The organism is Amycolatopsis heterodermiae (assembly GCF_034929455.1).
Classification (GTDB): domain Bacteria; phylum Actinomycetota; class Actinomycetes; order Mycobacteriales; family Pseudonocardiaceae; genus Amycolatopsis; species Amycolatopsis heterodermiae.
In genome coordinates this window covers 1,313,693-1,336,592 of the sequence record NZ_JAYFSI010000001.1, presented here as the reverse complement: position 1 = coordinate 1,336,592, position 22,900 = coordinate 1,313,693, and the positions used below count along the sequence as shown (strand labels likewise).

Sequence of the window (22,900 nt, the reverse complement as noted above, 5' to 3'; positions counted from 1 at the left end):
GGGATGGCCCGAAAGGCGCCGGCGGGCTCAGGCGCGCCCGCGGGCGCTTCGATCCGGGCGTGACCAGGTCCGGATATCCCCCGGACGGGTAGGTGGCCGATCCTCGTGGGTGGCTGGCAGTGTGCACAACGGCTGCTGATCACTCACGAGACGGGACCTGCGCATGATCCTCGAGTCCGAGCGGGCCGCCGTCTGCGCCTACGCGCGGCGGATGGTCGGTGACGGCCTGGTCGTCGGGACCTCCGGGAACGTCTCCGTGCGCGCCGGGAACCTCGTGGCCGTCACGCCCACCGGGGTGGCCTACTCCGCGATGACCCCGGCCGACATCGCCGTCGTCGACCTGGGTGGGGAGGTCATCGACGGCGAGCTGCGGCCGACCAGTGAGCTGCCGATGCACCTGTCGGTCTACTGGGACGTCCGCGACCCGGACCAGGAGCCCGTCACCGCCGTCGTGCACACGCACGCGCCGCACGCCACCGCCGTGTCGACGCTCGTGCGGGAGCTGCCGCCGATCCACTACATGATCGCCGCCGTCGGCCCCTCGGTGCGCGTCGCCCGCTACGCCACCTACGGCACGCCCGAGCTCGCTTCCGCCGTCCTGGAAGCACTCGACGGGCGCCGTGGCTGCCTGATGGCCAACCACGGCACCCTCACCTACGGCGACGGCCTCGAAGCCGCCTACCACCGCGCCCAGCAGCTCGAGTGGGCCTGCCGCGTGTGGCTGCTCGCGCAGGGCGCCGGCCGGCCGAGCCTGCTGCCGCCGCCCGAAATCGCCAACGTCGTCGACCGCCTGCGCGGCTACGGGCAGGGCTAGGACGCCACCGCGTCGACCGCGTCCAGCAGCTCCACGACCGTCGGGTCGTCGACCGCCTCCTGGATGCACTGCCACAGCTGGAGGTTCGCCATCGCCCAGCGCGAATACGTCGCCGCCGCCTCGGGGTTGTAGAAGTAGTACCCCTCGTCGTGGACGTCGCACTGCTCGCCGACGATCTTGTCCGCCAGCTCCCGCAGGCTCAGGCCGTTCTCGCGCAGGTAGCGGTGCGCGAGCACCACCGGCGTCACCGGCAGCGCCTTGAACAGCGTGTCCGCGTCGCTCAAGGCCTGCGCCTCCAGCGAGATGTCGCGGCCGCGGGTGGCCATCTCGGCTTCGTCGACGATCTCGTCGATCCAGCGCGCCACACCGTCGGCGACGCCGCACTCCGCGAGGATCTCCCCGCGGAGGCCGCTGCCGGCGGCGGCCGGCGAATTGCGGAGCACCAGGTAGTTGACGTCGTGCACCAGCGCGGCCACTTCGACCACGCCGCGGTCGGCTCCGTTGTGCTGGGCGAAGCCGGCCGCCTTGGCGCGGACGAAGCTGACGTGGTGCCAGCCGTGGAACTGCAGCCGCTCGGCGTACTCCCGGCAAAGCCGGTGCACCCGGTTTTCGACGGCGTCGAGGGTCACGTGGTCGATCGTGCTTTCCTGCGTGCGCATACACCTCTCCGATCCCGGCCGTGGTATTCAGACGGGTGGAGCAATGGTAAGCGCCGTTGACGCCGGTGTGTAGCTAGATTCGGTCGGCCAATTCCCCCAATCGGACCTCGACCGGAACGTGACGATGGCCGATTCCACTGGTCGGATCGTAGGAAAGGCTGAACGTGCTCACCGGCCGTGATTTCACCAGGAACGTCATCGTGCCCGTCGCCGCTTCGGGGATGCGGTGGTATTCGTCGGCCAGCATGGTGGCGCACGCCCCGGCCTGGCACAACGTCCGGCGGCGCAGCTGTGCCGAAGAAATCAGGCCGGTACGGGGATCGTGGGTCGTCTCGTACCTTTCGTGGAGGTAGTTGCCACGGAGAATGGTGGTGCAGAAGTGGTACCTGTGGTTGTGCACGGAATCCGCGTACCCCTCCCGCCAGTCCTGCTGCGCCTTGTATTCGTGCAGCCAGAAGGAAAACGGGTCGGTCGGCGAATCGAGCAGGCACCAGGCGAAATGGGTCGTGGTTTCCCGGGACGAACGCAGCAGTTTCGCGGCCTGCGCGGCGGACAGCGAGCGAAGCTGCGTGCGCAGCTCGTCGCGTAGGTCCGGGTGGTCGGCCCACGACCGGAACCAGGTGTCGACCACGCGCCAGTCGGCGGCGAGCGGGAATCCGGCCGTGCGCAGGCGCGTGGCCAGTTCGGTGAGCGGGGACAGGCGGGTGAGCAAGGTCAGCTCCCTAGCTCGGCGACTTCGGAGAACTCCGTGCGGAAGGCGTGGAACTTCCCTTCCAGCTCACGGAACTGCTCCTCGGACAGCGGGGATCCGGTGATCTTTTCGAACAGCGCCAGGAAATCCGTCCGCGTCGTCGCGGACGTGATGCGGAAGTGGCGGCCGGTCCGGGACTGCGAGACGCGCACGAACTCGGCGCGCTCCATGTTGTAGAGGAAGGAACCCTCGGTGAACCGCAGGGACCGCGGGTACAGCTTGGTGGCGCCGCGAACGTCGCTGTAGAGCGACATCCACACGCTGTCGTCGAACATCTCGAGCCGGTCCAGCGGCGGGTCGGCGACCACGGTGATGTCGACCTGCGCGCAGCGACTGCGCGCCAGGAAGAGGCCGACCAGCCCGATCCGGATCTCTTCGTCGAGCCGGGTCTGGATTTGTTCGTAGTCGACGTCGCCCGCCTCGCGGCGGAGCAGATAGCGGGCACGCCCGCTGATCGAGCTCGCGTCACGCGGATCGGCGATCACGGCACGCAGTTCGCGTTCCGTGCGGGAAAGCAACAGGCGGGCGGCGGCGTGCCGCCCGGAGAAGCCGCGGAAGAAGTACTGCCGGGTCGCGTCGAGGTCGGCCATCAGCGCGCGGTTGAACGCGGGGTCGGGATCGGTCGTCGCCTCGAACACGTCGGTGGGGAAGAACTCCTTGTTCAGCGCGCGGTATTCGGCGCTGAGGTCCTCCAGCGCGCGCCTGCTTTCTTCGATCACGGGGGTCACCAGCGCCCGCTGCGAGGCGCTGGCGGTGATCAGGGTGGTGCCGAACCCGACGATCGCGGAGATCAGGGTGCCGGTGCCCAGCGACGTCACCAGGTTCTTCCCGGTGCCGGGTTCCATCAAGCCGGCCAGCCACAGGCTGAGACCGGCGACCACGACGAGTACCGTGAGCAGCAGGCTCGTCCTGGTCCAGAAGATCTCCTGCAGTGGGGTACGGCGGAGGTGTCCGCCATTCGCGGCCACGTGCTTCACCTCCCTCGAATCACCCGAACAGACGAATGCGTAAAGTGTCGGTTCGAGTGCGGGGAGTCACTTTACGCGCCTCGCGGGGAGCGCGAAATAAGAAGTTCGGGGGACAGCTGGGGAGCTCGGACGTCACTCTCGGCAATAATTCACCGGATTGCCAGGTTTTCCGAAAATAGGGGAAAACCCGGGTCAAATCCTCGCCGGGAGGCCGTTTTCGTACCAGCCCGGACCCGGTTCGGCGGTCATCAGGAAATCCAGGACCGCCGGCGCGGGCGCCGGGTGGATCTCCGGAAGATCGCGTTCGCCACCCGTGTGGTCCACCGGCCAGGCGAGTTTCTCTTCCGCGAGCGAAAACTCTCCGCGAGCACCGGTGCGGTTCCCGCGGGCGTCGAGGCGCGACCACTTACCGTGCAGGTACACGGCATTCAGCCCGTGCAGCGCGGAGAGCTCCTGGTAGCAGAACCCGGCCGGGATCCCTTGCGTCCTAAGCAAAGCGGCCAGCAGGTGTGCCTTGGCGTGGCAGATCCCGACCCGCTCGCGCAGCACGTCCGACGCCCGCCAGGTGACCCGCGGATCGGCGGCGTCGATGACGTGTTCGACTTCGTCGCGGACGAACAGGAACGCGGCTTCGGCGTACCCGGCGGGCTCGTCCGTCAGGGTCCTGAGGGCTTCGGCCCGCTCGCGGATCGACGGGTGCGCGTGATCGACAGCGGCATCGGCGGCGAGGTAGTCGCTCCACCGATTGGACGTGGGCGACAGCACGGGGCTCATCCGGCCATCCTGGCAGGCTCGGCCATTCGGGCGAGACCTGTTTTCGGTGACGGACACGCTCCGCGTTCCCCGGTTACGGAAGGTAAAACTCGGGTGGGAAGCCCGTCCAGCGCAGGGCGGCCGGGAGATGACCTTGGTCGTTGTACGTCAGCAGCGCCGCGGGGCGCCCCGGCACGTAGCGGATGACGGTGAGCGCCGTGTTGCCGTGGTTGAGCGCGAGCCACCGCCACGGCGGCGCGTCCTGCGACGCGCGCACGAGCCAGGAGATGAGGTAGTTGTGCGTGACGACGAGGTCGAACCGCGCCTCGGTCCCGGGAATGGGCCCGGTGAACCGCCGTTCGGCCTCGGCGGCGAGCTCCTCGTCGGCGGGCGGCAGCTGCCGGGTGAAGGCGAGCAGCCGGTCGGCCGACGTCTCGGGCAGCTCCTCGCGCTTCGGCAGGTAGGGCACGAAGTCGCCGGCCGCTTCTTCGACGTGGAGCGGAACGCCGGGCAGCTGGTCCCCGATGATCGCGGCGGTGAGCGCGGCCCGCCGGAGCGGCCCGTGGTGGATGGCGGCGACGGGCAGCTCGCGCAACCGCCGTCCGAGCAGGACGGCCTGCTGCTGCCCGGCCTCGGTGAGCCCGCTCTCGTCGGGCGTCGCTTCGCCGTGCCGGGTGAGGAGGAGGTAGCGCGCCGCGAGCACGGGGTCAGCCGACTGGGACGAGCGCACCCTGGGGCCCCTGGGTCGGGACGAACTGGGCGAGCAGCCGCAGCGGTGCGGGGTGGGGTGACAGGACGGTCGAGGCGAACGGCGTGATCGTGTAGTCGCGCCCGCTGTTGGTGTGCAGGTGCACGCTGACGTGCACGTTCCGGTCCGCGGGGATCTCGAAGGAGAGGGAGCCCCAGGAGACGACGTACTGCCGGCCGTCGATGCTGGCGATCGGGGCGTAGGAGCGGACGGTGTGGCCGAGGTGCGGGATTTCCAGGGTGAGCAGGCGGCGGGGGCCGGTGTGGTGGTCCACGTACGGGATCACGTTGGGCACCCTGGACAGCTCGGTCATCGCTTCTCCCTCCTGCGCTCTCGGGATCATGCTGCCACGGTTCTTTGCAGGTCTGCCGTAACCCACCGACCCGGACGCCGGATCGTGCAACGGCCGCCACACCGGCTTTGCCGCTAGAACTGGTAGTACAGGAAGGGGCTGAATGTTCCTGTTGCTATCAGGATTGCCGCGTAGATCAGGCCTACCGTCATCACGCCGATGCGCAGGGCCGTTGCCGGCTTGCTTCGGGAAGACTCCAGTAGGGGGCCCGTTACCGGGTGGGCCGGTAGGAGGAATACCGCCAGTCCTGCTAGCAGGATGACCAGGCGTTGGTTGGTGAACGCCTCCTCGACGCTCGTGCCCAGGCCGTCGAAGTCCGGGATCAGCATGTGGCCAATCATCGAGAGGGCGTGGGGGATGTCCGCCGAGCGGAAGAACACCCAGCCGAACACCACCAGGAGCATCGTCAGGGCGCGTCTCATGAGCCTGCGGCGAGGATCTGCCGGGTCCAGGTCCAGGGCGAAACGGCGCTCGATCACCAGGAGGGCTCCGTGGTAGCAGCCCCACACCAGGAACGTCCACTGCGCGCCGTGCCAGAAGCCCGTCAGGACGAACACGATGCACAGGTTGCGGTACGTCTTGCCCGCTCCGTGGCGGTTGCCGCCCAGGGGGATGTAGACGTAGTCGCGGAACCAGCGGGACAGGCTCATGTGCCAGCGGCGCCAGAACTCCGTGATCGTCACCGAGGAGTACGGCCTCGCGAAGTTCTCCGGCAGGCGGAAGCCCAGCATGCGGCCCAGGCCGATCGCCATGTCCGAATAGCCCGAGAAGTCGAAGAACAACTGGAGGGTGTAGCCGATCGCGCCGAGCCATGCCGTCGCGAACGTCATCTGGTCCGGGGGGACCTTGAAACACGCGTCGACCAGCGGGCTCAGGGAGTCCGCGATGATCGTCTTCTTGCACAGGCCGAGCGCGAAGCGCGGGAAGCCGGCCGCGATGTCGTCGAGGCGGTGGGACCGCTGCTGCGGCAGCTGGTCGGCGATCTCGCGGTAACGCACGATCGGGCCGGCCACCAGCTGCGGGAACATCGCGATGTACGCGGCGAACGACACCGGGTTCCGCAGTGCTTTCCGTTCGCCGCGGTAGATGTCGACCACGTACGAAATGTGGTGGAACGTGTAGAACGAGATGCCGATCGGCACGACCAGGCTCGCGACGGGCAGGTTCCCGCCGAACCAGTGCGAGACGGCGGCGATCTGCTGCGTCGCGAACCCGGCGTACTTCCAGATCACCAGGACGGTGACGTCGAGGGCGACGACGCCGATGAGGATCCGGCGCCGCCGGACGCCCTGGACGTCCCACGGGCTCGGCTCCAGCAGCGGGCCCGTGAAGAAGTTGACCACCATGCAGCCGAGCAGCAGGAACACGAACGGGCCGGCGCCGATCGTGTAGAACAGCAGGCTGCCCACGGCGATGATGCCGTTTCGCCAGGTCCGCGGGCACACCAGCACGGCGATGAGCACCGCCGGCATGAAATACCACAGGAACAGTGGCGAAACGAATGACATCGGTGGTCAGGTCCCCTCGGTTTATCCGATGGTGACCTTAACCCGAGTGGGTGGTTCCGTGTCGTGAAGGTGGGTCGTGGCGGTGGGGCTCAGACCCGCCCGGCGAGACGACGGCGCCGCGCCACCTCGGCCAGCAGCACACCGGCCGCCACCGAAGCGTTCAACGACTCCACACCCGCCGCCATCGGGATCGACACGGTCGCGTCGCACGTCTCGCGGACGAGACGGGACAGGCCGCGGCCCTCCGAGCCCAGGACGATGACCAGCGGGTCCGCCGCCAGCGCCAGCTCGTCGATGTCGACCGAGCCGTCCGCGTCCAGGCCGACCAGCATCATCCCGTCGTTCGCCCACGACTTCAGCTGGCGGGTCAGGTTGGTCGCCACCGCGATCGGCAGCTTCGCCGCCGTGCCCGCGCTCGTGCGCCACGCGACGGCCGTCATGCCCGCGCTGCGCCGCTCCGGCAGCAGCACGCCGTGGGCGCCGAACGCGGCCGCCGAGCGGATCACCGCGCCGAGGTTGCGCGGGTCGGTGACACCGTCGAGCGCGACGAACAGGGGCACCTCGCCCGAGTTGCGGGCCGCGTTCATCAGGTCGTCCGGGTGGGCGTACTCGAACGGCGGGACCTGCAGGCCGAGGCCCTGGTGCACGGCCCGGTTGGTCTTGCGGTCCAGCTCCTCGCGCGGGATCTCCAGGATCGAGATGCCCTTGTCGCCGGCCAGCCGGACGGCGTCGTTCACGCGGTCGTCGATCTCGATGTTCAGCGCGACGTACAGCGCGGTCGCCGGGACGCCGGCGCGCAGCGCCTCGACCACCGGGTTGCGCCCGGCGATCAGCTCCGGCTTGTCGGCCTTCTTCTGCCGCGCCTGGTCGCGCTTGGTCTGGGCGTTGTTCTGGCGGTACGCCTTGTGCCCGGGACGGTCCTCCGCCTTCGGGGTCGGGCCCTTGCCTTCGAGGGCCTTGCGGCGCTGACCGCCCGAGCCGACGACGGCACCCTTCTTGGTGCCCGTCTTGCGGATGGCGCCTTGACGCCGGGAGTTGCCTGCCATGCTGAAAAGTCCTTGCGGTTATGGAGAACGGCTCAGTCGGACTTGACTGTCCACTGTGGACCGTTAGGGGTGTCCTCCACCACGATCCCGGCCTGCTGGAGGCGGTCACGGGCGGCGTCCGCGCGGGCGAAGTCCTTCTCGGCCCGGGCTTGCTGGCGCTCGGCCAGCAGGCCCTTGACGAGGAAGTCCAGCGCATCCTTGGTGGGGGTGTCGGAACCGCCCGCCTCGGACCAGCGCGCGGACAGCGGGTCGAGGCCGAGCACGTCGGTCATCGCGCGGACGGCCGCGGCGAGTTCGAGTGCCTTGGAGGTGTCGCCCGCGTCGAGGGCGGTGTTACCGTCCCGCACCGTGGCGTGGACCACGGCGAACGCCTGCGGGGTGGCCAGGTCGTCGTCGAGCGCGGCGGCGAACTCCGCCGGGATCGTGCCCAGTGCGACCTCGCCCGACTGCGCGGCGCGGCGCAGGAACGTCTCGATCCGCCGGTAGCCCTGCGCGGCCTCGGAGACCGCGGCGTCGGAGTACTCGATGTTGGACCGGTAGTGCGGCTGCATCAGGTAGTAGCGCAGCTCGGCCGCCCGGTAGCGCTCCAGCATCGCGGGGATCGTCACGGTGTTGCCCAGCGACTTCGACATCTTGTCGCCGGACATGGTCACCCAGGCGTTGTGCAGCCAGTAGCGGGCGAACGGGTCGCCGGCGGCGTTCGACTGCGCGCGCTCGTTCTCGTGGTGCGGGAAGGCGAGGTCCCGCCCGCCGCCGTGGATGTCGAACTCCGCGCCGAGGTAGGCCGTGGCCATCGCCGAGCACTCGAGGTGCCAGCCCGGCCGGCCGTCGCCCCACGGCGTCGGCCACGACGGCTCGCCCGGCTTGGCGCTCTTCCAGAGCGTGAAGTCGCGCGGGTCCTGCTTGCCGCGGGTCGGCGCCTCGCCGTCCTGGACGTCGTCGAGGATCTGGCCGGACAGCTTGCCGTAGTCGTCGAACGACTTCACCGAGAAGTAGACGTCGCCGTCCGCGGCGTAGGCGTGGCCCCCGTCGATCAGCCGCTGCATCAGCTCGACCATCTGGGTGACGTGCCCGGTCGCGCGCGGGTTGACCGACGGCGGCAGGCAGCCGAGCTGGTCGTACGCCTGCTCGAAGGCGCGCTCGTGCGTCGCCGCCCACTCCCACCAGGGCCGTCCGGCTTCGGCGGCCTTGGTGAGGATCTTGTCGTCGATGTCCGTGACGTTGCGGACCAGCAGCACGTCCAGTCCACTGTGGACGAGCCAGCGGCGCAGGACGTCGTAGTTCACGGCCCCGCGGATGTGCCCGATGTGCGGCACGCCCTGCACGGTGGCCCCGCACACGTAGATCGACGCCGTTCCGCTACGGACGGGGTGGAACTCCCGCACGCTCCGGGTCGCTGTGTCGAAAAGGTGTAGGGCCACCCTGAAAGGGTACGGGGTGGGTGTGGGGGAGGTCGCAGCCCCTCAGCCGACCCCGTGCGTGCGCAGTGCCGTGAGCAGGGCGTCCGGCCGGTCCGCCGTGGGAAGCGGGTCGACCAGCGCGAACTCGCAGCCGAGCGCGCGGGCCCCGCCGTCGGCCTCTTCGCTGTCGCCGACCATCAGGGTCTCGGTGGCCGGCACGCCGAGGGCCTGCACGGCCCGGCGGAAGATCTCCAGCTCCGGCTTGATGGCCCCGACCTCGAAGGACAGGACGAACTCGTCGACGTAGGCGTCCCACCCTCGGGCGGTGAACGCCGGCCGGATGTCGAAGGCGATGTTGCTGAGCACGCCGACTTTCAGCCCCCGCTCGGAGGCGGCCTTCAGGGCGGCCTCGGTGTCCGGGTAGGGCGTCCACTGGCTGGGATCGATGAGCCGGTCGTAGAGCGCGACGGCCTGCTCGGGCCGCGGGACGCCGGACTTCTTGAGGACCTCCAGGTACACCTTCCGGTGCAGCTGCGGGTCGCGGTCCCGGTGGTTCCAGGCGTGCACGTGCTCGGCGTCCAGCTCGACGACCTGGCCGACCGGCGCCGTCATCCGCCGCATCAGCTCGGCCTGCGCCTCGATGTCGAGCGGCGTGCCGTCGTGGTCGGTCAGTTCGGTGAGCCAGGACTCGTCCTGCTCGAGCCGGAAGAGCGTGCCGGAGTAGTCGAACAACACCGCCCTGATCGTCATGTCGGTCAGCCTAACGGGATCTTCAGGCCGAATGCCCTGTGATGTGTTCGGGAACAACGCGGACGAGCACGCGCACGACGTCGGCAGGCTCGGCCGGGAAGTCCGCGCCGGTGTACTCGCGGGCCAGCTCGTCGTTCAGCTCGGGGCCGCCTTCGGCGGTGACCTCGGCCCGCCCGCGGATCTCGACGTAGTTCTCCGGATCGGCCAGGTCGAAGACCGACAGCGAGACGCGGGGGTCGCGGCGGATGTTGCGTTCCTTGCGACGGCCCTGGACGGTCACGAAGACCACGGTGTCGCCGTCGCGGCGCGCCCAGACGACCGAACTCTGCGGCGACCCGTCGGCGTTGGTGGTGGCGACGACGGGGTAGTTCTTGCCGTCGAGGAGCGCCTTGGTCGCGTCGTTGAATGTCACACCCATGGTCTGGACCCTATTTGACGTTGCCCGCGATCTTCTCGACGTGCAGCCGGACGATCACCCGCTCGACGTCGCCGCCCTCCGCGGGCGGGTCTTCGCCGAGGTACTTGTGGCTGAGCGCCTTCGGCAGGGTTTTGCCGGGGTCGGGGGTGAGCGTCACCGTGCCGCGCAGCTGCGTGTGGCGGTACGGGTTCGCCGCGTCGGTGATCGACACGCTGATCCGGGGGTCGCGCCGCAGGTTGCGGACCTTCCGGCGGTCTTCGGTCGCGCTGAACACGAGGTCGCCGTCGTCGAGGCCGATCCAGATCACGGACGTCTGCGGGCTGCCGTCGGGCTCGAGCGTGGCGGCGGTGGCGAAGTTCTTGCCGTCGACGAGAGCGCGGACCGCGTCCGGGAGAGTGAGGGCCATGTCACGCCGAACGTGCGCCGGCGTCGAAGCTATTCCGCTGTGTTGGCCGTTCCCGTCGCCGCGTTGGCCACCCGCTCGGGATCGGGCTAGTCCGCCGTCAGTAGCAACGCCGTGGCGAACGCCGCGATGCCCTCGCCGCGGCCGGTGAGGCCCAAGCCGTCGGATGTCGTGCCCGAGACGCTCACCGGGCCGCCCACGGCCTCCGACAGCACCTTCTGCGCCTCCTCGCGCCGCTTCCCGACGCGGGGGGCGTTGCCGACGATCTGGACCGTCGCGTTCGCGACCCGCCAGCCCTCGGCCTCGATCAGGCCGCGGACCTCCGCGAGCATGTCGGCGCCGTGCGCGCCGTCCATCCGGGGGTCGCCGGTGCCGAACACCGCGCCGAGGTCGCCCAGGCCGGCCGCGGACAGCAGGGCGTCGCAGAGGGCGTGCGCGGCGACGTCGCCGTCCGAGTGGCCGGCGCAGCCGTCGACGCCCGGCCAGCTCAGCCCGGCGATCCAGCACTCGCGGCCCGCCTCGATCGGGTGGACGTCCACCCCGTTGCCGATCCTCACAGCGTCTCCTCGTTCTTCGGTGCCGCCGCGATCGCCTCGGCGAGGGAAAGTTCGAAGCCGGTCGTGACGCGCATCGCGTCCGGGTGCCCCGGCACGGTCGCCGCGCCCGCGTGCAGCGGCGCCGAGGGGTCCGCCGCGCGGAACGCCTCGAGCGTGAAGCCGATCGGGGTCTGGGCGGTGCGCAGCCGGTTCCGGTCCTCGGTGCCGACGATCAGCGCGTCCGCGTCGGTCACCTTCACGGTGTCGGCCATCGGGAGCACCGGGACGACGATCGGGCTGGTGTCACCGACCGCGTCGATCACGTCACGCACCGTTTGCGCAGGAATGAAGGCACGCAACGCGTCGTGGAGGAGTAGAACAGAACCACGGGGAAGTTCGGGCTCGACGGCGGCGAAGGCCTGCCGGAGCGAGCCGGGCACGACCCGGCACGAGAGATCCTCGAGGACTTGCGAATACGCTTGCGCACACCGCTGGGGGGCCGCCACGAGAACCAGATCGATTTCCGGCACTGCGAGCAGCCCCCGCACGGTGTGCGTGAGTAGCGGTTCACCACGGACCGGCGTGAGAGCGAGCTCTCCGTCGGAGGCATGGTGTGCGACGGTCACGATCACGACGACGTTCATCGGTTCGCGATCGTAGAGGCACCCACCCGCCCGTCGGGCAGGATGCCCGGGGTTGGAGAACCTTATTCAGCCGTCGGCCGACGCGAAGTCACCGTAGGCAGGCCACCTGCGGTCCGTAGCGTCGTCCTGACCAGAATAAGATTCTCAGACCGCCGCGGTTTCCAGAACTTCGTCGAGGAGGACTTCAGCCTTGTCCTCGTCGGTGCCCTCCGCGAGCGCGAGCTCGCTGACCAGAATTTGCCGAGCCTTCGCCAGCATGCGCTTTTCGCCGGCTGAAAGTCCTCGGTCCTTCTCTCGCCGCCAGAGGTCGCGCACCACTTCGGCCACCTTGTTCACATCGCCGGAGGCGAGTTTCTCGAGGTTGGCCTTGTACCGACGAGACCAGTTCGTGGGCTCTTCGGTGTGCGGAGCACGCAGTACGTCGAAAACCTTGTCCAGTCCTTCTTGCCCGACGACGTCTCGCACGCCTACGATCTCGGCGTTGTCAGCGGGCACGCGAACCGTGAGATCCCCTTGCGCGACTTTGAGGACGAGGTACTTCTTTTCCTCGCCCTTGATCACGCGGGTCTCGATGGCTTCGATGAGTGCGGCACCGTGGTGCGGGTAGACGACGGTCTCTCCGACCTTGAAAACCATGTGTCCTCTGCCCCTTTCGCTGACCCCATCCTATCACGTGCCGCCAGTGCCCACCTAGCGGGCCGGACTCGTCCTCGCAGGTCAGCGGCCTGAGCGGGGGTTGACAAACGTCGGACCCCCGTGCTCACGCAGGTGGCCGGGACGGGGGTCGGCGGGCTCGGCGAATTCCTTTGTGGACGGTTGATCTTGAGCGCAACGCGGACCGGTTCCGCGCGGGAGATCGCTCCCGGCTAGTCTTCGCGGGGACGAGGCCGTGAAAAGGGAAGGACTGCGACGTGAGGCTGCAGAATCGTCGCGTGCTCGGCGCGGGCGTGCTGGCGCTCGGTGCCGCGCTCGCGCTCGCCGGGTGCGGGGCAGGCCAGATCACCCAGACCGACACGCAGCAGCCCGCCGTCAACGGCACGCACGCCCAGGTCAAGACCATCGCCCTGCGCGACGTCGCGGTGCAGTACCCGACGTCCGGCGCGGGCTACGCCTCCGGCGCGACCCCGGCGCTGACCCTGACGATCGTCAACCAGGGCCAGCAGGACGACACGCTCGTCTCCGTGACGGCCGAGGACGGCACCGCGGCCACCGTCGGCGGCTCCAAGGACATCGTCGCCGGGCACTCCCTGGTGATCGGCCCGGACGACGCGGTCGAGTCCACCAACGAGGCGCAGCCCACGTCTTCGGGCGCGCCGACCTCCTCCTCGGAAGCCCCGGCCACCAGCTCCACCGGCACCAGCTCCACGGGCACCAGCTCGACCGGCACGGCGACCTCCTCTTCGGAGACCCCGTCGGCCACCGTGACGCCGACCGCGGCCCCCGCGACCGTCGGCAAGGGCACGGTGACGCTCCCCGCGCTCAAGCAGCCCCTCTGGCCCGGTCAGGTCGTGAAGGTCACGTTCGTCTTCAAGAACGCCGGACCGGTCGTCGTCGAGCTGCCGGTGGCGGCGCCGGCGCACGTCAAGGAGTAGGTCCCCGATTTTGTCGGTGGGCGCCGATAGCCTCGAGGGGTGAAGAAAGGCGTCACCTACCGCTGCGCGAGCTGCGGGTACGAAGCGGCCAAGTGGCTGGGCCGGTGTCCGGAGTGCCAGGAATGGGGCTCCTTCGCCGAGCGCGGAGCCCTCAAACCGGCGATCCAGCGCGTCGCGGCCGGCGCGCCGAGCGCGCCTGCCCGCCCGATCGGCGAAGTCGACGTCGAGACGGCCCGCGCCCGCCAGACCGGCGTCTCGGAGCTGGACCGCGTGCTGGGCGGCGGCCTGGTGCCGGGCGCGGTCGTCCTGCTGGCGGGTGAACCCGGCGTCGGCAAGTCGACCCTGCTGCTGGAGGTCGCCTACCAGTGGGCGAAGACCGTCGACCGGTCCCTGTACGTCACGGGCGAGGAGTCCGCGGGCCAGGTCCGGTTGCGCGCGGAGCGAACGGGCAACATCCACGACCGGATGTACCTCGCCGCCGAAAGCGACCTCGCGGCCATCCTCGGGCACGTCGACGACGTGAAGCCGGGGGTGCTGATCGTCGACTCGGTCCAGACCATGGCGTCCCCGAACGTCGAGGGCTCACCCGGCGGCGTGACGCAGGTCCGCGCGGTGACGTCCGGGCTCGTCGCGCTGGCCAAGGAACGCGGGCTGCCGGTGGTGCTCGTGGGGCACGTCACGAAGGACGGCTCGGTGGCCGGCCCGCGCGTGCTGGAGCACCTGGTGGACGTGGTGCTGCAGTTCGAGGGCGACAAGCACTCGACGCTGCGCATGGTCCGCGGCATCAAGAACCGGTTCGGCGCGGCCGACGAGATCGGCTGCTTCGAGCTGGTGGAAGAGGGCATCGTCGGGGTGCCCGACCCGTCGGGGCTGTTCATCAGCCAGACGGCGGAGCCGGTCCCCGGCACGGCGATCACGGTCGCGATGGAGGGCAAGAGGCCGCTGCTGGGCGAGGTCCAGGCGCTGGTGTCGTCGACGTCGGCGCCCCAGCCGCGGCGTGCGGTCAGCGGCCTCGACTCGGCGCGGGTGGCGATGGTGCTGGCGGTGCTGGAGAAGCGTGGCGGCCTGAAGCTCGGCGACAAGGACGTCTACGTCGCCACGGTCGGCGGCATGAAGATCACCGAACCGGGCATCGACCTGGCCCTGGTGCTGGCCTTGACGTCGTCGTTCGGTGACGTCGCGCTGTCACCCCGGCTGGTGTCGGTGGGTGAGGTCGGGCTGGCGGGCGAGATCCGCCGGGTGCCGAGCGTCGGCCGCCGGCTCGCGGAGGCGGCCCGGCTGGGGTTCACGCACGCGCTCGTGCCGCCCGACTCGGGCAAACCACCGGCGGGGATCCGGGTGCTGGAGGTGGCGAACGTCGCGGACGCGTTGAACGCGGCCAGCCACGCCCGCTGAGGGGACGGCCGAGACCGCCCCCTCGGCGCTACGACGAGCCGTGGGTGATGGCGAAGTAGAACATCGTCGGCGGCTGCTGATCCGACGACGACGGCGGGCTCAACGGCGTCGTGGTCTTCGGGAACGACTCCGGCGTCGTCACCGAGACCGGCGTCGACAGGGGGGTGGGCGGCTTCACCGTTTCGGTCGTGGGACCACCCACCGGGTACTGGTGCAGCAGCGGCGCGTACGGCGTGATCGCGATGGCCACGAACGTCGCCGGATCGACGTACAGCGTGTCCTGCGTCGAGGGCGCCAGGAACGCGAGCGACTGCCGGCCGTCCGGGGCCTGGACCGGGTCCGGGTACGCCTGGATGCCGCCGAGGCTCGCGAGCGCCTTGCACAGAGCGACCCGGACGTCCTTCGCGGGGAAGCCGGGAGTCAGCGCGCTCGCCGCCTGCCGGAGCTGCTCGGCCGGATAGAGCGAGGTGCCGGCGAGGCGGGCGCTCAGGGCGGTTTCGTCGGGGGTCAACGACTCCAGGAACCGCGCATCCGGGGTCTGCCACAGGACGGGACGCCCGCCGGGGCTGGGGAACACCCCGCCGAGGCCGTACTCGTCCGCCTCGCTCATCGGCACGATCTTCGCGCGGTCGTCGTCGGTGAGGTGCCCGACGACCCGGCCCGTCAGGCCCCTCCGCCGGTGCCACGTTCCGGCCGGATCGGCCGGGACCCAGAGCTCGACCTTCTGCTGGACGTACGCGACGTGCGACGAGTTGCCGACCGGGTACCAGTACTCCTGCCGCGAGTAGTGGTACTCGCCGGGCGCGAGCGGGCGGTCGAGGTCGGGTGCCGTCGCGGCCGGGTGGACGGGGGCCGGAGCACCGGGGCTCAGCACCTCCGCGGCGACCGCGAACCCGCCTGCCAGCGTGACGACCGCGGCGGCCACGGCGATCCACCGCCAGGAACCGGACCGGCGCGGCTTCGGCGGCTCCTCGGGTTCGGCGCCGGCCGCCGCCAGCAGCGAGGCGCGGGCGAACACCAGGCCGTCGTCGTCGCCGACGTCGCTGTGCAGGTCGGTGAGTGCGGCGTCCAGCTCGGCGTCGGACCAGATCTTCCGGACGTTGTCTTCAGTCAAGGCCGTTCGCCTCCTCTTGGGCTGGTGCGTTCGTCCGCAGCGAACGCCGGATCCGGTGCAACCGTGAGCGGACGGTGCCCGGTGGGATGCCGAGAGCCTCGGCGACCTCGGCCGGTTCGAGCCCGGCCCACGACACCAGCAGCAATGTGTCGCGGTCGGCCGGGCTGAGCCGGGCCAGCGCCCCCGCCAGCTGCGCCGCGCGGACCTGCGCGTCGACCTGCTCGGCGACACGGCCGTCGTGGCCCGCGTAGCTGAGTTCGCCGGTGTGCGCGAGCCGCGCCGTGGCCTGCAGCCCGCGCAGCTCGGAGCGCACGTGGTGGCGCAGGAGGTTCGTCGCGATGCCGTAGAGCCAGGACCGGGCGGTGCCCAGCTCCCGCCGGTAGCTTTCGCGGCGGCGCAACGCCACCAGGAACGTCTCCGCGACGAGGTCGTTGGCCGCTTCGGCGCCGACGCGGCGGGCGACGTAGCGCCTCAACGGCCCGGCATGGGTGTCGAAGAGCCGCCCGAACGCCGGCCCGGGCTCGGGTCCGCCCAGGTCGGGGCGGTCGTGCCCCCAGATCTCCGATCCCTCTTGGATCACCTGCATGCCCCCTGTTGCCCGCAGGCCCCATCCGCGTTCACGACGAACCTGCCTTCGTCGTGAACCCGGCTGATCGGGTCGCGAAGACCGGGGCGCGAGGCCTTGCCGTGCAAGGGTTTCCGCTGCGGAACGGCGGTTGCGGCTCACCAGATCGGGTGGTCGCTGAACTTCCGCAACGTCTGCATCGACGGCCGCACGTAGAACATGCCGGCCAGGAAACCCGTGGTGGCGAAGGCGAGCGTCACGACCGTTGTGAGCAGGTCGGGGGCGCGTGCGTCCGGGGCGTCGTGCCACACGCGGAACACGATCGGCACCGCGCACGCGCCGGCGATCAGGATCAGGGTCAGCACGTACGTGAAGACGAACGCGTTGCGCGCCGACTGGGCGCTCGCGATCACCAGGTAGTCGCCGCGCAGGCAGCGGCGGCACGTCAGCACCAGGACGGCCAGCGCCAGCACGGCCAGCGGGGGCAGCACCGTCGCGGCCTTGCCCAGCAGCGCGTCCGGGAAGGCGTGGCCGTGGACGACGCCCTGGAGGAACGTCGTCAGCCCGAACAGCAGGACCACGCCGGCGATCATCGAGCAGCCGACGACCACCGAACCCCAGCGCACCCGCTCGGCGAAGCGGGGTGGCAGCGGCACGAACTCGACCTGTCCGAACGTCCCCTGCACCGCTTCACCTCCGAACGCCGTCAAGGCCACCTTACGGGCGTGAAGCGCCGGTAAGGTGGCCTCGACGGCAGTTCGGACCGAAAGGGCTAACTGGCCGCCAGCAAGTTGGCGCACCGGATGAGCCCGATGTGCGAATACGCCTGCGGATGATTACCGAGCGACCGCTCGGCGATCGGGTCGTACTGCTCCGGCAACAGGCCCGTCGGGCCGGCCGCCGCGACGATCTGGTCGAACAGCTCCTGCGCCTCGGTGCGCCGCCCGGTGAGCAGGTACGCCTCGATCAGCCACGCCGCGCAGATGTGGAACCCGCCCTCGCCGCCGGGGAGGCCGTCGTCGCGGCGGTAACGGTACACAGTGGACCCACTGCGCAGCTCCGCTTCGATCGCGGTCACCGTCTGCTGGAAGCGCTCGTCGGCCGGGTCGATCAGGCCGGTGAGCCCGACGAACAGGGACGCCGCGTCCAGGTCCGTGCCGTCGTAGGCCGTGGTGAACGCCTGGACCTCGTCGTTCCAGCCGTGCTCCAGGACGTCCGCGGCGATCGCGTCGCGCAGGGACGGCCACTGGCTCGGCACGTCCCGGCCGTACTGGGCACCGAGCTTGACCGCGCGGTCGATCGTCACCCAGCACATGACCCGCGAGTAGACCCGGTGGCGCGGCACGTGCCGCTCCTCCCAGATCCCGTGGTCCGGCTCGTTCCAGCGCCGCGTGACGGCTTCCGCCATCGCGCGCACCATCTGCCAGTCCTCGTCGCGCAGGTCACCGCGCGCCGCGGCGAGCGTGCCGACCAGCTCGACGACCGGGCCGAAGACGTCCAGCTGCACCTGGTGGTTCGCCAGGTTGCCGACCCGCACCGGCCGCGAACCGGCGTACCCGGGCAGCGATTCGATGACGGCTTCGGCGCCGATGACGCTGCCCGAAAGCGTGTACAGCGGGTGGAGCCGCTCCGGGCCGGCCAGCGTCGCGAGCACGCCGTGCAGCCATTTGAGGTAGCCCTCGGCCTCCTCGATCGACCCGAGGTGCACGAGCTCCCGCACGGTCATCGCGGCGTCGCGGATCCAGCAGTAGCGGTAGTCCCAGTTGCGGACGCCGCCGATCTCCTCCGGCAGCGACGACGTCGCCGCGGCCAGCACCCCGCCGGTGTCGGTGTTGACCAGCCCGCGCAGCGTCAGCGCCGAGCGCAGGACCAGGTCGGTCTGCACCTTCGGGAGCTGCAGCTTCGACGTCCACTCGCTCCAGTAGCGGCCCGCGCGGTCACGTCGTTCCACTTCGGACAGTTCGTGCGCGCCGAGGTCCGTCGTGCCGCAGCGCAGCTCCAGCACCACCGGCTGGTCGGGCTTCGGCTGCACCAGCGCGGTGGCCGTGTCGTTCAGGCCGTCCGAGGTGACGTCCCACTCGACGCCCGGCGAGTAGAGCACGAACGGCTCCGACGTGCCGAGCACCTTCAGGCCGCCCTCGGTGACCTCCAGCTTCACCGGCACACCGCCGAACTCGGGGCGCGGCGCGAACTTGACGGCCGCGGCCGCCTCGCCCGAGATGACGCGGACCAGGTCCGTGCGGTGCGGTGCGCTTTCCGGCTCGAGGTAGTCGGTGACGAGCAGGCGCGACCAGCGCGTCTCGACCGTCATCGTGTTCGGCAGGTAGCGCTGGCCCAGCGGGAGGCCGTTGCGGTGCGGCTTGATGGAGAAGTGGCCGGCACCCTCGCCGCCGAGCAGGTCGGCGAACACCGCGGGCGCGTCCGGGCCCGGGTGGCACAGCCAGGTCAGCTTCGCGTCCGGCGTGAGGAGCGCGACCGAGCGCTCGTTGGCCAGCATCGACAGCCGCTCGATCGGGGGCGCGGACTCGCCGTAGAGCCAGTTGCGCCGCTCCTCCAGCAGGAAGCCGAGCACGAGCGCGACGTCCACGGTGTCCGGCACGCGGAACCCGGCGAGCGTCTCGCCGTCGCCGACCTTGATGCCCAGGTCGGGACCGGAGAGCCGGGCGAAGGCCTTCTCGTCGGTGACGTCGTCGCCGAGGAAGATCGCCGCGGTGGCGCCCACCTGGTGGCGGAGGATGTCGAGCGCACGGCCCTTGTCCGTCTGGACGACCGCGAGCTCCACCACCTCCTTGCCGTCGGTGGTCGAGACGCCGTCCCACTTCGACGGTCCGTTGTGGACGGCCGAGAGCACGCGGCGGCCGGCCTCGTGCTCGGCGCGGCGCACGTGCACCGCGATGCTGGCCGGCTTGACCTCGAGCGACACACCCGGGACGTCCAGCACGAGCTGTTCGAGCTCGGCCTCGAGCCGCCGGTGCAGCTCACGGGCCTTCTCGTCCAGCGCGTGGATGAAGCCGATGTCGAACTCCGACCCGTGGCTGCCGACGAGGTTCACCTCGGACGGCAGCCGGGACAGCGTGGCCAGGTCGCGCAGGGCCCGGCCCGAGATGACCGCGGTGGTCGTCTCGTGCAGACCGGCGAGCGATCTGAGGGCGCCCACGGACTCCGGCAGCGGCCGGGCCTCGTCGGGGTTGAGGGTGATGGGAGCCAGCGTGCCGTCGTAGTCGCAGGCGACCAGCAGTCGCGGAGTACGGGCGATCTGCACGATCGCGCGCCGTAGCTCGGCGGGCAGGGCCTCGGCAGTCAACACTCCTCCTCAGGAGCTCGTGCGTGGTCGTGTGGTCAGTCGACCGCCTCGGCACCCAACGCCTGCAAGAACGAGCGCGCCCAACGGTCGACATCGTGAGTGAGAACCTGGCGACGCATGGCGCGCATCCGGCGACGGCCCTCAGCCGGGTCGAGCGTAATGGCAGCCACCAGAGCGTCCTTCACCCCGTCCAAGTCGTGGGGGTTCACGAGGAATGCGCTAGAGAGCTCGGCGGCCGCGCCGGCGAACTCGCTGAGCACCAGCGCGCCGCCCAGGTCGTGCCGCGTGGCGACGTACTCCTTGCAGACGAGGTTCATCCCGTCACGCAGCGGCGTCACGACCATGACGTCCGCGGCGGTGAAGAAGGCGGCCAGCTCGGTGCGGTCGACCGATTGGTGCAGGTAGTGCACGACCGGGTGACCGACGCGGGAGAACTCGCCGTTGATCCGCCCGACCATCTGCTCGATCTCGCCGCGCATCCGCTGGTAGTGCTCGACGCGCTCGCGGCTCGGGGTGGCCAGCTGCACGAACGTGACGTCGTCCGGCTGGAGCCGTCCCTCGTGCAGCAGCTCGTGCAGCGCCTGCAGCCGCAGGTCGATGCCCTTGGTGTAGTCGAGCCGGTCGACGCCGAGCAGCACGGTCTTCGGGTTGCCGAGGTCGCGCCGCAGTTGCGCCGCCCGCTCCTGGACGCCCTTCGTGCGGGACAGCTGGTCGAGCCCGGCGGCGTCGATGGAGATCGGGAAGGCGCCGACCCGGACGGTCCGGTCGCCGACCTGCATGGTGCCCGGCCGCGACCGGACGCCGACCGCGCCGCGCGTCGACTCGAGGCCGATCAGCTGGCGGCACAGCCAGAGGAAGTTCTGCGCCCCGCCGGGGCGGTGGAAGCCGACGAGGTCCGCGCCGGTGAGGCCGCGGATGATCGCGGCGCGCCACGGCATCTGCATGAACAGCTCGACCGGCGGGAACGGGATGTGGAGGAAGAAGCCGATGCGCAGGTCCGGTCTCAGCTCGCGCAGCATCGCCGGCACCAGCTGCAGCTGGTAGTCCTGGATCCACACGGTCGCGCCCGGGGCGGCGACCTCGGCGCTGGCCTGCGCGAACCGCTGGTTGACCTTCACGTAGCTGTTCCACCAGGCCCGGTCGAACACCGGGCGCTCGACGACGTCGTGGTAGAGCGGCCAGAGCGTCGCGTTGGAGAAGCCCTCGTAGTAGTCGCGGACCTCGTCGGCGCTGAGCGAGACGGGGTGCAGCACGAGGCCGTCGTCGTCGAACTCGTCGACGTCGACGTCCGGCACACCCGGCCAGCCGACCCAGGCGCCCTTCCGGGACCGGAGGAACGGCTCGAGCGCCGACACCAGCCCGCCGGGGCTGGCCGTCCAGCGGCGCTGGCCGTCGGTCGTGCGCTCGAGGTCCACCGGTAGCCGGTTCGCCACCACGACGAAATCGGCCTGGTTCGAGTTCTCCTTCGTCGGCGTCTCAGTCACGTGCTCGCTCCTCGTAATCCCGGGTCGCGGCCCCAGAGTGAAACCCTATCGCGTGAGCGATGAACAGCCGGTGACCGTCGGGTTACTCCAAGCGCCGATCGGCCGGTTCGAGCGGACCGGCCATGCGTGGCCCGGCGAACCGGCGTTCGAGCCTGCCCAGCCCGGTGCGGACCGGTTGAGCGAGCCATTCCCCGAGTACCACGCCCGCTGCCAGCGCAAGCCCGATTGCGACGGCCGTCATCAGCGTGGAGATGTTGCCGCTCGGCTCGACCCCAATTTGGTATAGACCACGATAGGTGGACAGGCCCGGGAGCAGGGGAGTGATCCCGGACACTGCGACGACGAGTGGAGTAACGCCCAGTCGCCGCGCGAGCACGCCGCCGCAGAAGCCGACCAGCGTCGCGGCGATCGCGGACGAGCTGACGCCGTCGAGCTTGGCCAGCGTGAGGCCGCCGTAGACCAGGGCGCCGATCGCGCCGGCGGCCATCGCGACCAGCATGGCGCGCATCTTGGAGTAGGACGCGAGCGCGAAGCAGGCCGAGGCGCCCGCGCCGCCGATGACGACCAGCGGCAGACCCTGCGGCGTCGAGCCGGTGACCTCCGGCAGCGGGGTGAGCGGCAGTTTCATCAGCACGGCGATCCGCAGGGCGAGCACGACCCCGGAGATCAGGCCGGCCGACATCAGCACCGTCTCCATGGTGCGCCCGGCCGCGGTGACGTTGTAGCCGGTGATGGCGTCCTGCACCGCCGAGACGGTGGACAGCCCGGACAGCAGCACCGTGACGGCGGCCGCGACGACGAGCGTCGGCCGGTCGGTGGTGAGCAGGCCGCTGCTCACGATGGCCATCGCCGACAGCGTCGCGACCAGGCCGCCGATCACCTGCTGGAAGAAGAACGGCAGCGAGTACCGGTTGACGAACCGGCCGATCCGGTCGATCACGCCGCTGATGACGAACGCGACGAGCGCGATGTCGAGGCCGCCGCCGAGCAGGATGGTGATGAACGCGGCGACCCCGCCCCAGGCGAGCGTCGCGACCCAGCGCGGGTACGGGTGCGGCGCCGACGTGATCCGCTCCAGCTCGGTCTGCGCCTGCTCGGCGCCGAGGTGCCCGCGGACGATCCGGCGGATCAGCTTCTCGGTCTCGGTCAGGCGCGTGTAGTCGAGGCTGCGGCTGCGCACGACGCGCAGCGCGGTCACCGGCGCGAGGTCGGTGCCGCGGTGGCAGGTCACGGTGATCGACGTGAAGATGACGTCGACCTCGCAGTGCGGCAGCCCGAGCGCGGCGGTGATGGCGATGATCGTCGCGCTGACGTCCGAGGCGCCGGCGCCGCTGGCCATCTGGACCTCGCCGATGCGCAGGCTCAGGTCGAGGACGAAGTTGACGGTGGCGTCGTCGGGCAGCTGCGGCCCCATCGCCTCGTCGGCGTCGACCGCCGGGAACTCACCGGTGGGCGCCTCGAGCACGTGCCACGGACGGCGGCGCAGCACGTTCGGGCGGTGGGTGCGTGGCCGTTGCGCGGGAGGTTCGAGCAGGGGCCATCTGGTCGCCATGCCCCCGTTGGTGCGCTCGTTGATCTTCATGATCTATCCACCTCCTCGCTCGTTCCCGAGGACCATCGACGCCCGCGCCCCGACCGTTGCACGGATCATGGAGTGGCGTCCACCACGTTCTGATCATCTTGACCTGACCAGCCG

Annotated in this window: 24 protein-coding genes; 3 read left to right on the top strand and 21 right to left on the bottom strand. The window is 70.4% G+C overall.

Translation table 11 applies throughout. From position 1 onward, the window contains the following. Window positions 1-163 precede the first annotated feature (163 nt). Complete coding sequence (locus tag VA596_RS06520) at window positions 164-814, top strand: class II aldolase/adducin family protein (protein WP_323324410.1); 651 nt, start codon at window positions 164-166, stop codon at window positions 812-814. Here VA596_RS06520 and VA596_RS06515 read toward each other — a convergent pair. From VA596_RS06515 to VA596_RS06445, 15 genes are all read right to left on the bottom strand, one after another. Continuing rightward, window positions 811-1,473, bottom strand: a complete 663-nt coding sequence (locus tag VA596_RS06515; RefSeq protein WP_323324409.1) for an HD domain-containing protein — start codon at window positions 1,471-1,473, stop codon at window positions 811-813. The genes VA596_RS06520 and VA596_RS06515 overlap by 4 nt on opposite strands. A gap of 73 nt (window positions 1,474-1,546) precedes the next feature. Beyond that, on the bottom strand, window positions 1,547-2,185 hold the full coding sequence (locus VA596_RS06510) for a hypothetical protein (protein WP_323324408.1): 639 nt from the start codon (window positions 2,183-2,185) through the stop codon (window positions 1,547-1,549). Between the two features lie 2 nt (window positions 2,186-2,187). Then, window positions 2,188-3,201 carry a hypothetical protein gene (locus VA596_RS06505; protein ID WP_323324407.1) on the bottom strand — a complete coding sequence of 338 codons (1,014 nt, stop codon included), beginning with the start codon at window positions 3,199-3,201 and terminating at the stop codon, window positions 2,188-2,190. Between the two features lie 183 nt (window positions 3,202-3,384). Next, on the bottom strand, window positions 3,385-3,966 hold the full coding sequence (locus VA596_RS06500; RefSeq protein ID WP_323325677.1) for a transglutaminase family protein: 582 nt from the start codon (window positions 3,964-3,966) through the stop codon (window positions 3,385-3,387). Between the two features lie 73 nt (window positions 3,967-4,039). Then, on the bottom strand, window positions 4,040-4,648 hold the full coding sequence (locus VA596_RS06495) for a histidine phosphatase family protein (protein ID WP_323324406.1): 609 nt from the start codon (window positions 4,646-4,648) through the stop codon (window positions 4,040-4,042). 4 nt (window positions 4,649-4,652) lie between these two features. After that, window positions 4,653-5,006: a hypothetical protein gene (locus VA596_RS06490; RefSeq protein WP_323324405.1), complete on the bottom strand. Its 354-nt coding sequence runs from the start codon at window positions 5,004-5,006 to the stop codon at window positions 4,653-4,655. Window positions 5,007-5,119: 113 nt separating this feature from the next. Next, window positions 5,120-6,553, bottom strand: coding sequence for an MBOAT family O-acyltransferase (locus VA596_RS06485; protein WP_323324404.1), 1,434 nt, complete (start codon window positions 6,551-6,553; stop codon window positions 5,120-5,122). Between the two features lie 89 nt (window positions 6,554-6,642). Then, window positions 6,643-7,599 carry a 23S rRNA (guanosine(2251)-2'-O)-methyltransferase RlmB gene (rlmB, locus tag VA596_RS06480; protein ID WP_323324403.1) on the bottom strand — a complete coding sequence of 319 codons (957 nt, stop codon included), beginning with the start codon at window positions 7,597-7,599 and terminating at the stop codon, window positions 6,643-6,645. A gap of 32 nt (window positions 7,600-7,631) precedes the next feature. Further along, window positions 7,632-9,020, bottom strand: a complete 1,389-nt coding sequence (gene cysS, locus VA596_RS06475) for a cysteine--tRNA ligase (protein WP_323324402.1) — start codon at window positions 9,018-9,020, stop codon at window positions 7,632-7,634. 42 nt (window positions 9,021-9,062) lie between these two features. Beyond that, the gene (locus tag VA596_RS06470) at window positions 9,063-9,749 is read right to left on the bottom strand and encodes an HAD family hydrolase (protein WP_323324401.1); all 687 of its coding nucleotides are present in this window, start codon (window positions 9,747-9,749) and stop codon (window positions 9,063-9,065) included. A 22-nt stretch (window positions 9,750-9,771) separates the two neighbouring features. Further along, a complete protein-coding gene (locus VA596_RS06465) occupies window positions 9,772-10,167 on the bottom strand; it encodes a PPOX class F420-dependent oxidoreductase (RefSeq protein WP_323324400.1) in 396 nt (131 codons plus the stop codon). Window positions 10,168-10,177: 10 nt separating this feature from the next. Continuing rightward, window positions 10,178-10,573, bottom strand: coding sequence for a PPOX class F420-dependent oxidoreductase (locus VA596_RS06460; protein WP_323324399.1), 396 nt, complete (start codon window positions 10,571-10,573; stop codon window positions 10,178-10,180). An 86-nt stretch (window positions 10,574-10,659) separates the two neighbouring features. Next, window positions 10,660-11,127 (bottom strand): 2-C-methyl-D-erythritol 2,4-cyclodiphosphate synthase, encoded by a 468-nt coding sequence (gene ispF, locus VA596_RS06455; RefSeq protein WP_323324398.1) that lies wholly within the window; start codon window positions 11,125-11,127, stop codon window positions 10,660-10,662. After that, window positions 11,124-11,750, bottom strand: a complete 627-nt coding sequence (locus VA596_RS06450; protein WP_323324397.1) for an IspD/TarI family cytidylyltransferase — start codon at window positions 11,748-11,750, stop codon at window positions 11,124-11,126. The genes ispF and VA596_RS06450 overlap by 4 nt, the downstream gene beginning before the upstream one ends. Before the next feature lie 144 nt (window positions 11,751-11,894). Then, complete coding sequence (locus VA596_RS06445) at window positions 11,895-12,386, bottom strand: CarD family transcriptional regulator (protein WP_005165253.1); 492 nt, start codon at window positions 12,384-12,386, stop codon at window positions 11,895-11,897. A 275-nt stretch (window positions 12,387-12,661) separates the two neighbouring features. On the opposite strand from VA596_RS06445, the gene VA596_RS06440 reads away from it, so the two are divergent. Both VA596_RS06440 and radA read left to right on the top strand, forming a co-directional pair. Then, the gene (locus VA596_RS06440; protein ID WP_323324396.1) at window positions 12,662-13,342 is read left to right on the top strand and encodes a hypothetical protein; all 681 of its coding nucleotides are present in this window, start codon (window positions 12,662-12,664) and stop codon (window positions 13,340-13,342) included. A gap of 39 nt (window positions 13,343-13,381) precedes the next feature. Next, on the top strand, window positions 13,382-14,737 hold the full coding sequence (gene radA / locus VA596_RS06435; protein WP_323324395.1) for a DNA repair protein RadA: 1,356 nt from the start codon (window positions 13,382-13,384) through the stop codon (window positions 14,735-14,737). A 28-nt stretch (window positions 14,738-14,765) separates the two neighbouring features. Here the strand turns inward: radA and VA596_RS06430 are convergent, their stop codons facing one another. The 6 genes from VA596_RS06430 to VA596_RS06405 form a co-directional block, all read right to left on the bottom strand. Continuing rightward, window positions 14,766-15,851 carry a hypothetical protein gene (locus tag VA596_RS06430; RefSeq protein ID WP_323324394.1) on the bottom strand — a complete coding sequence of 362 codons (1,086 nt, stop codon included), beginning with the start codon at window positions 15,849-15,851 and terminating at the stop codon, window positions 14,766-14,768. Next, window positions 15,844-16,437 carry an RNA polymerase sigma factor gene (locus VA596_RS06425; RefSeq protein WP_323324393.1) on the bottom strand — a complete coding sequence of 198 codons (594 nt, stop codon included), beginning with the start codon at window positions 16,435-16,437 and terminating at the stop codon, window positions 15,844-15,846. The genes VA596_RS06430 and VA596_RS06425 overlap by 8 nt, the downstream gene beginning before the upstream one ends. 137 nt (window positions 16,438-16,574) lie before the next feature. Beyond that, window positions 16,575-17,102 (bottom strand): hypothetical protein, encoded by a 528-nt coding sequence (locus tag VA596_RS06420; protein ID WP_323324392.1) that lies wholly within the window; start codon window positions 17,100-17,102, stop codon window positions 16,575-16,577. 86 nt (window positions 17,103-17,188) lie between these two features. After that, a complete protein-coding gene (gene otsB / locus VA596_RS06415; protein ID WP_458364002.1) occupies window positions 17,189-19,720 on the bottom strand; it encodes a trehalose-phosphatase in 2,532 nt (843 codons plus the stop codon). 35 nt (window positions 19,721-19,755) lie between these two features. Then, on the bottom strand, window positions 19,756-21,204 hold the full coding sequence (locus VA596_RS06410) for an alpha,alpha-trehalose-phosphate synthase (UDP-forming) (protein WP_323324390.1): 1,449 nt from the start codon (window positions 21,202-21,204) through the stop codon (window positions 19,756-19,758). A gap of 82 nt (window positions 21,205-21,286) precedes the next feature. Further along, on the bottom strand, window positions 21,287-22,786 hold the full coding sequence (locus tag VA596_RS06405) for a threonine/serine exporter family protein (RefSeq protein ID WP_323324389.1): 1,500 nt from the start codon (window positions 22,784-22,786) through the stop codon (window positions 21,287-21,289). Window positions 22,787-22,900: the final 114 nt, after the last annotated feature.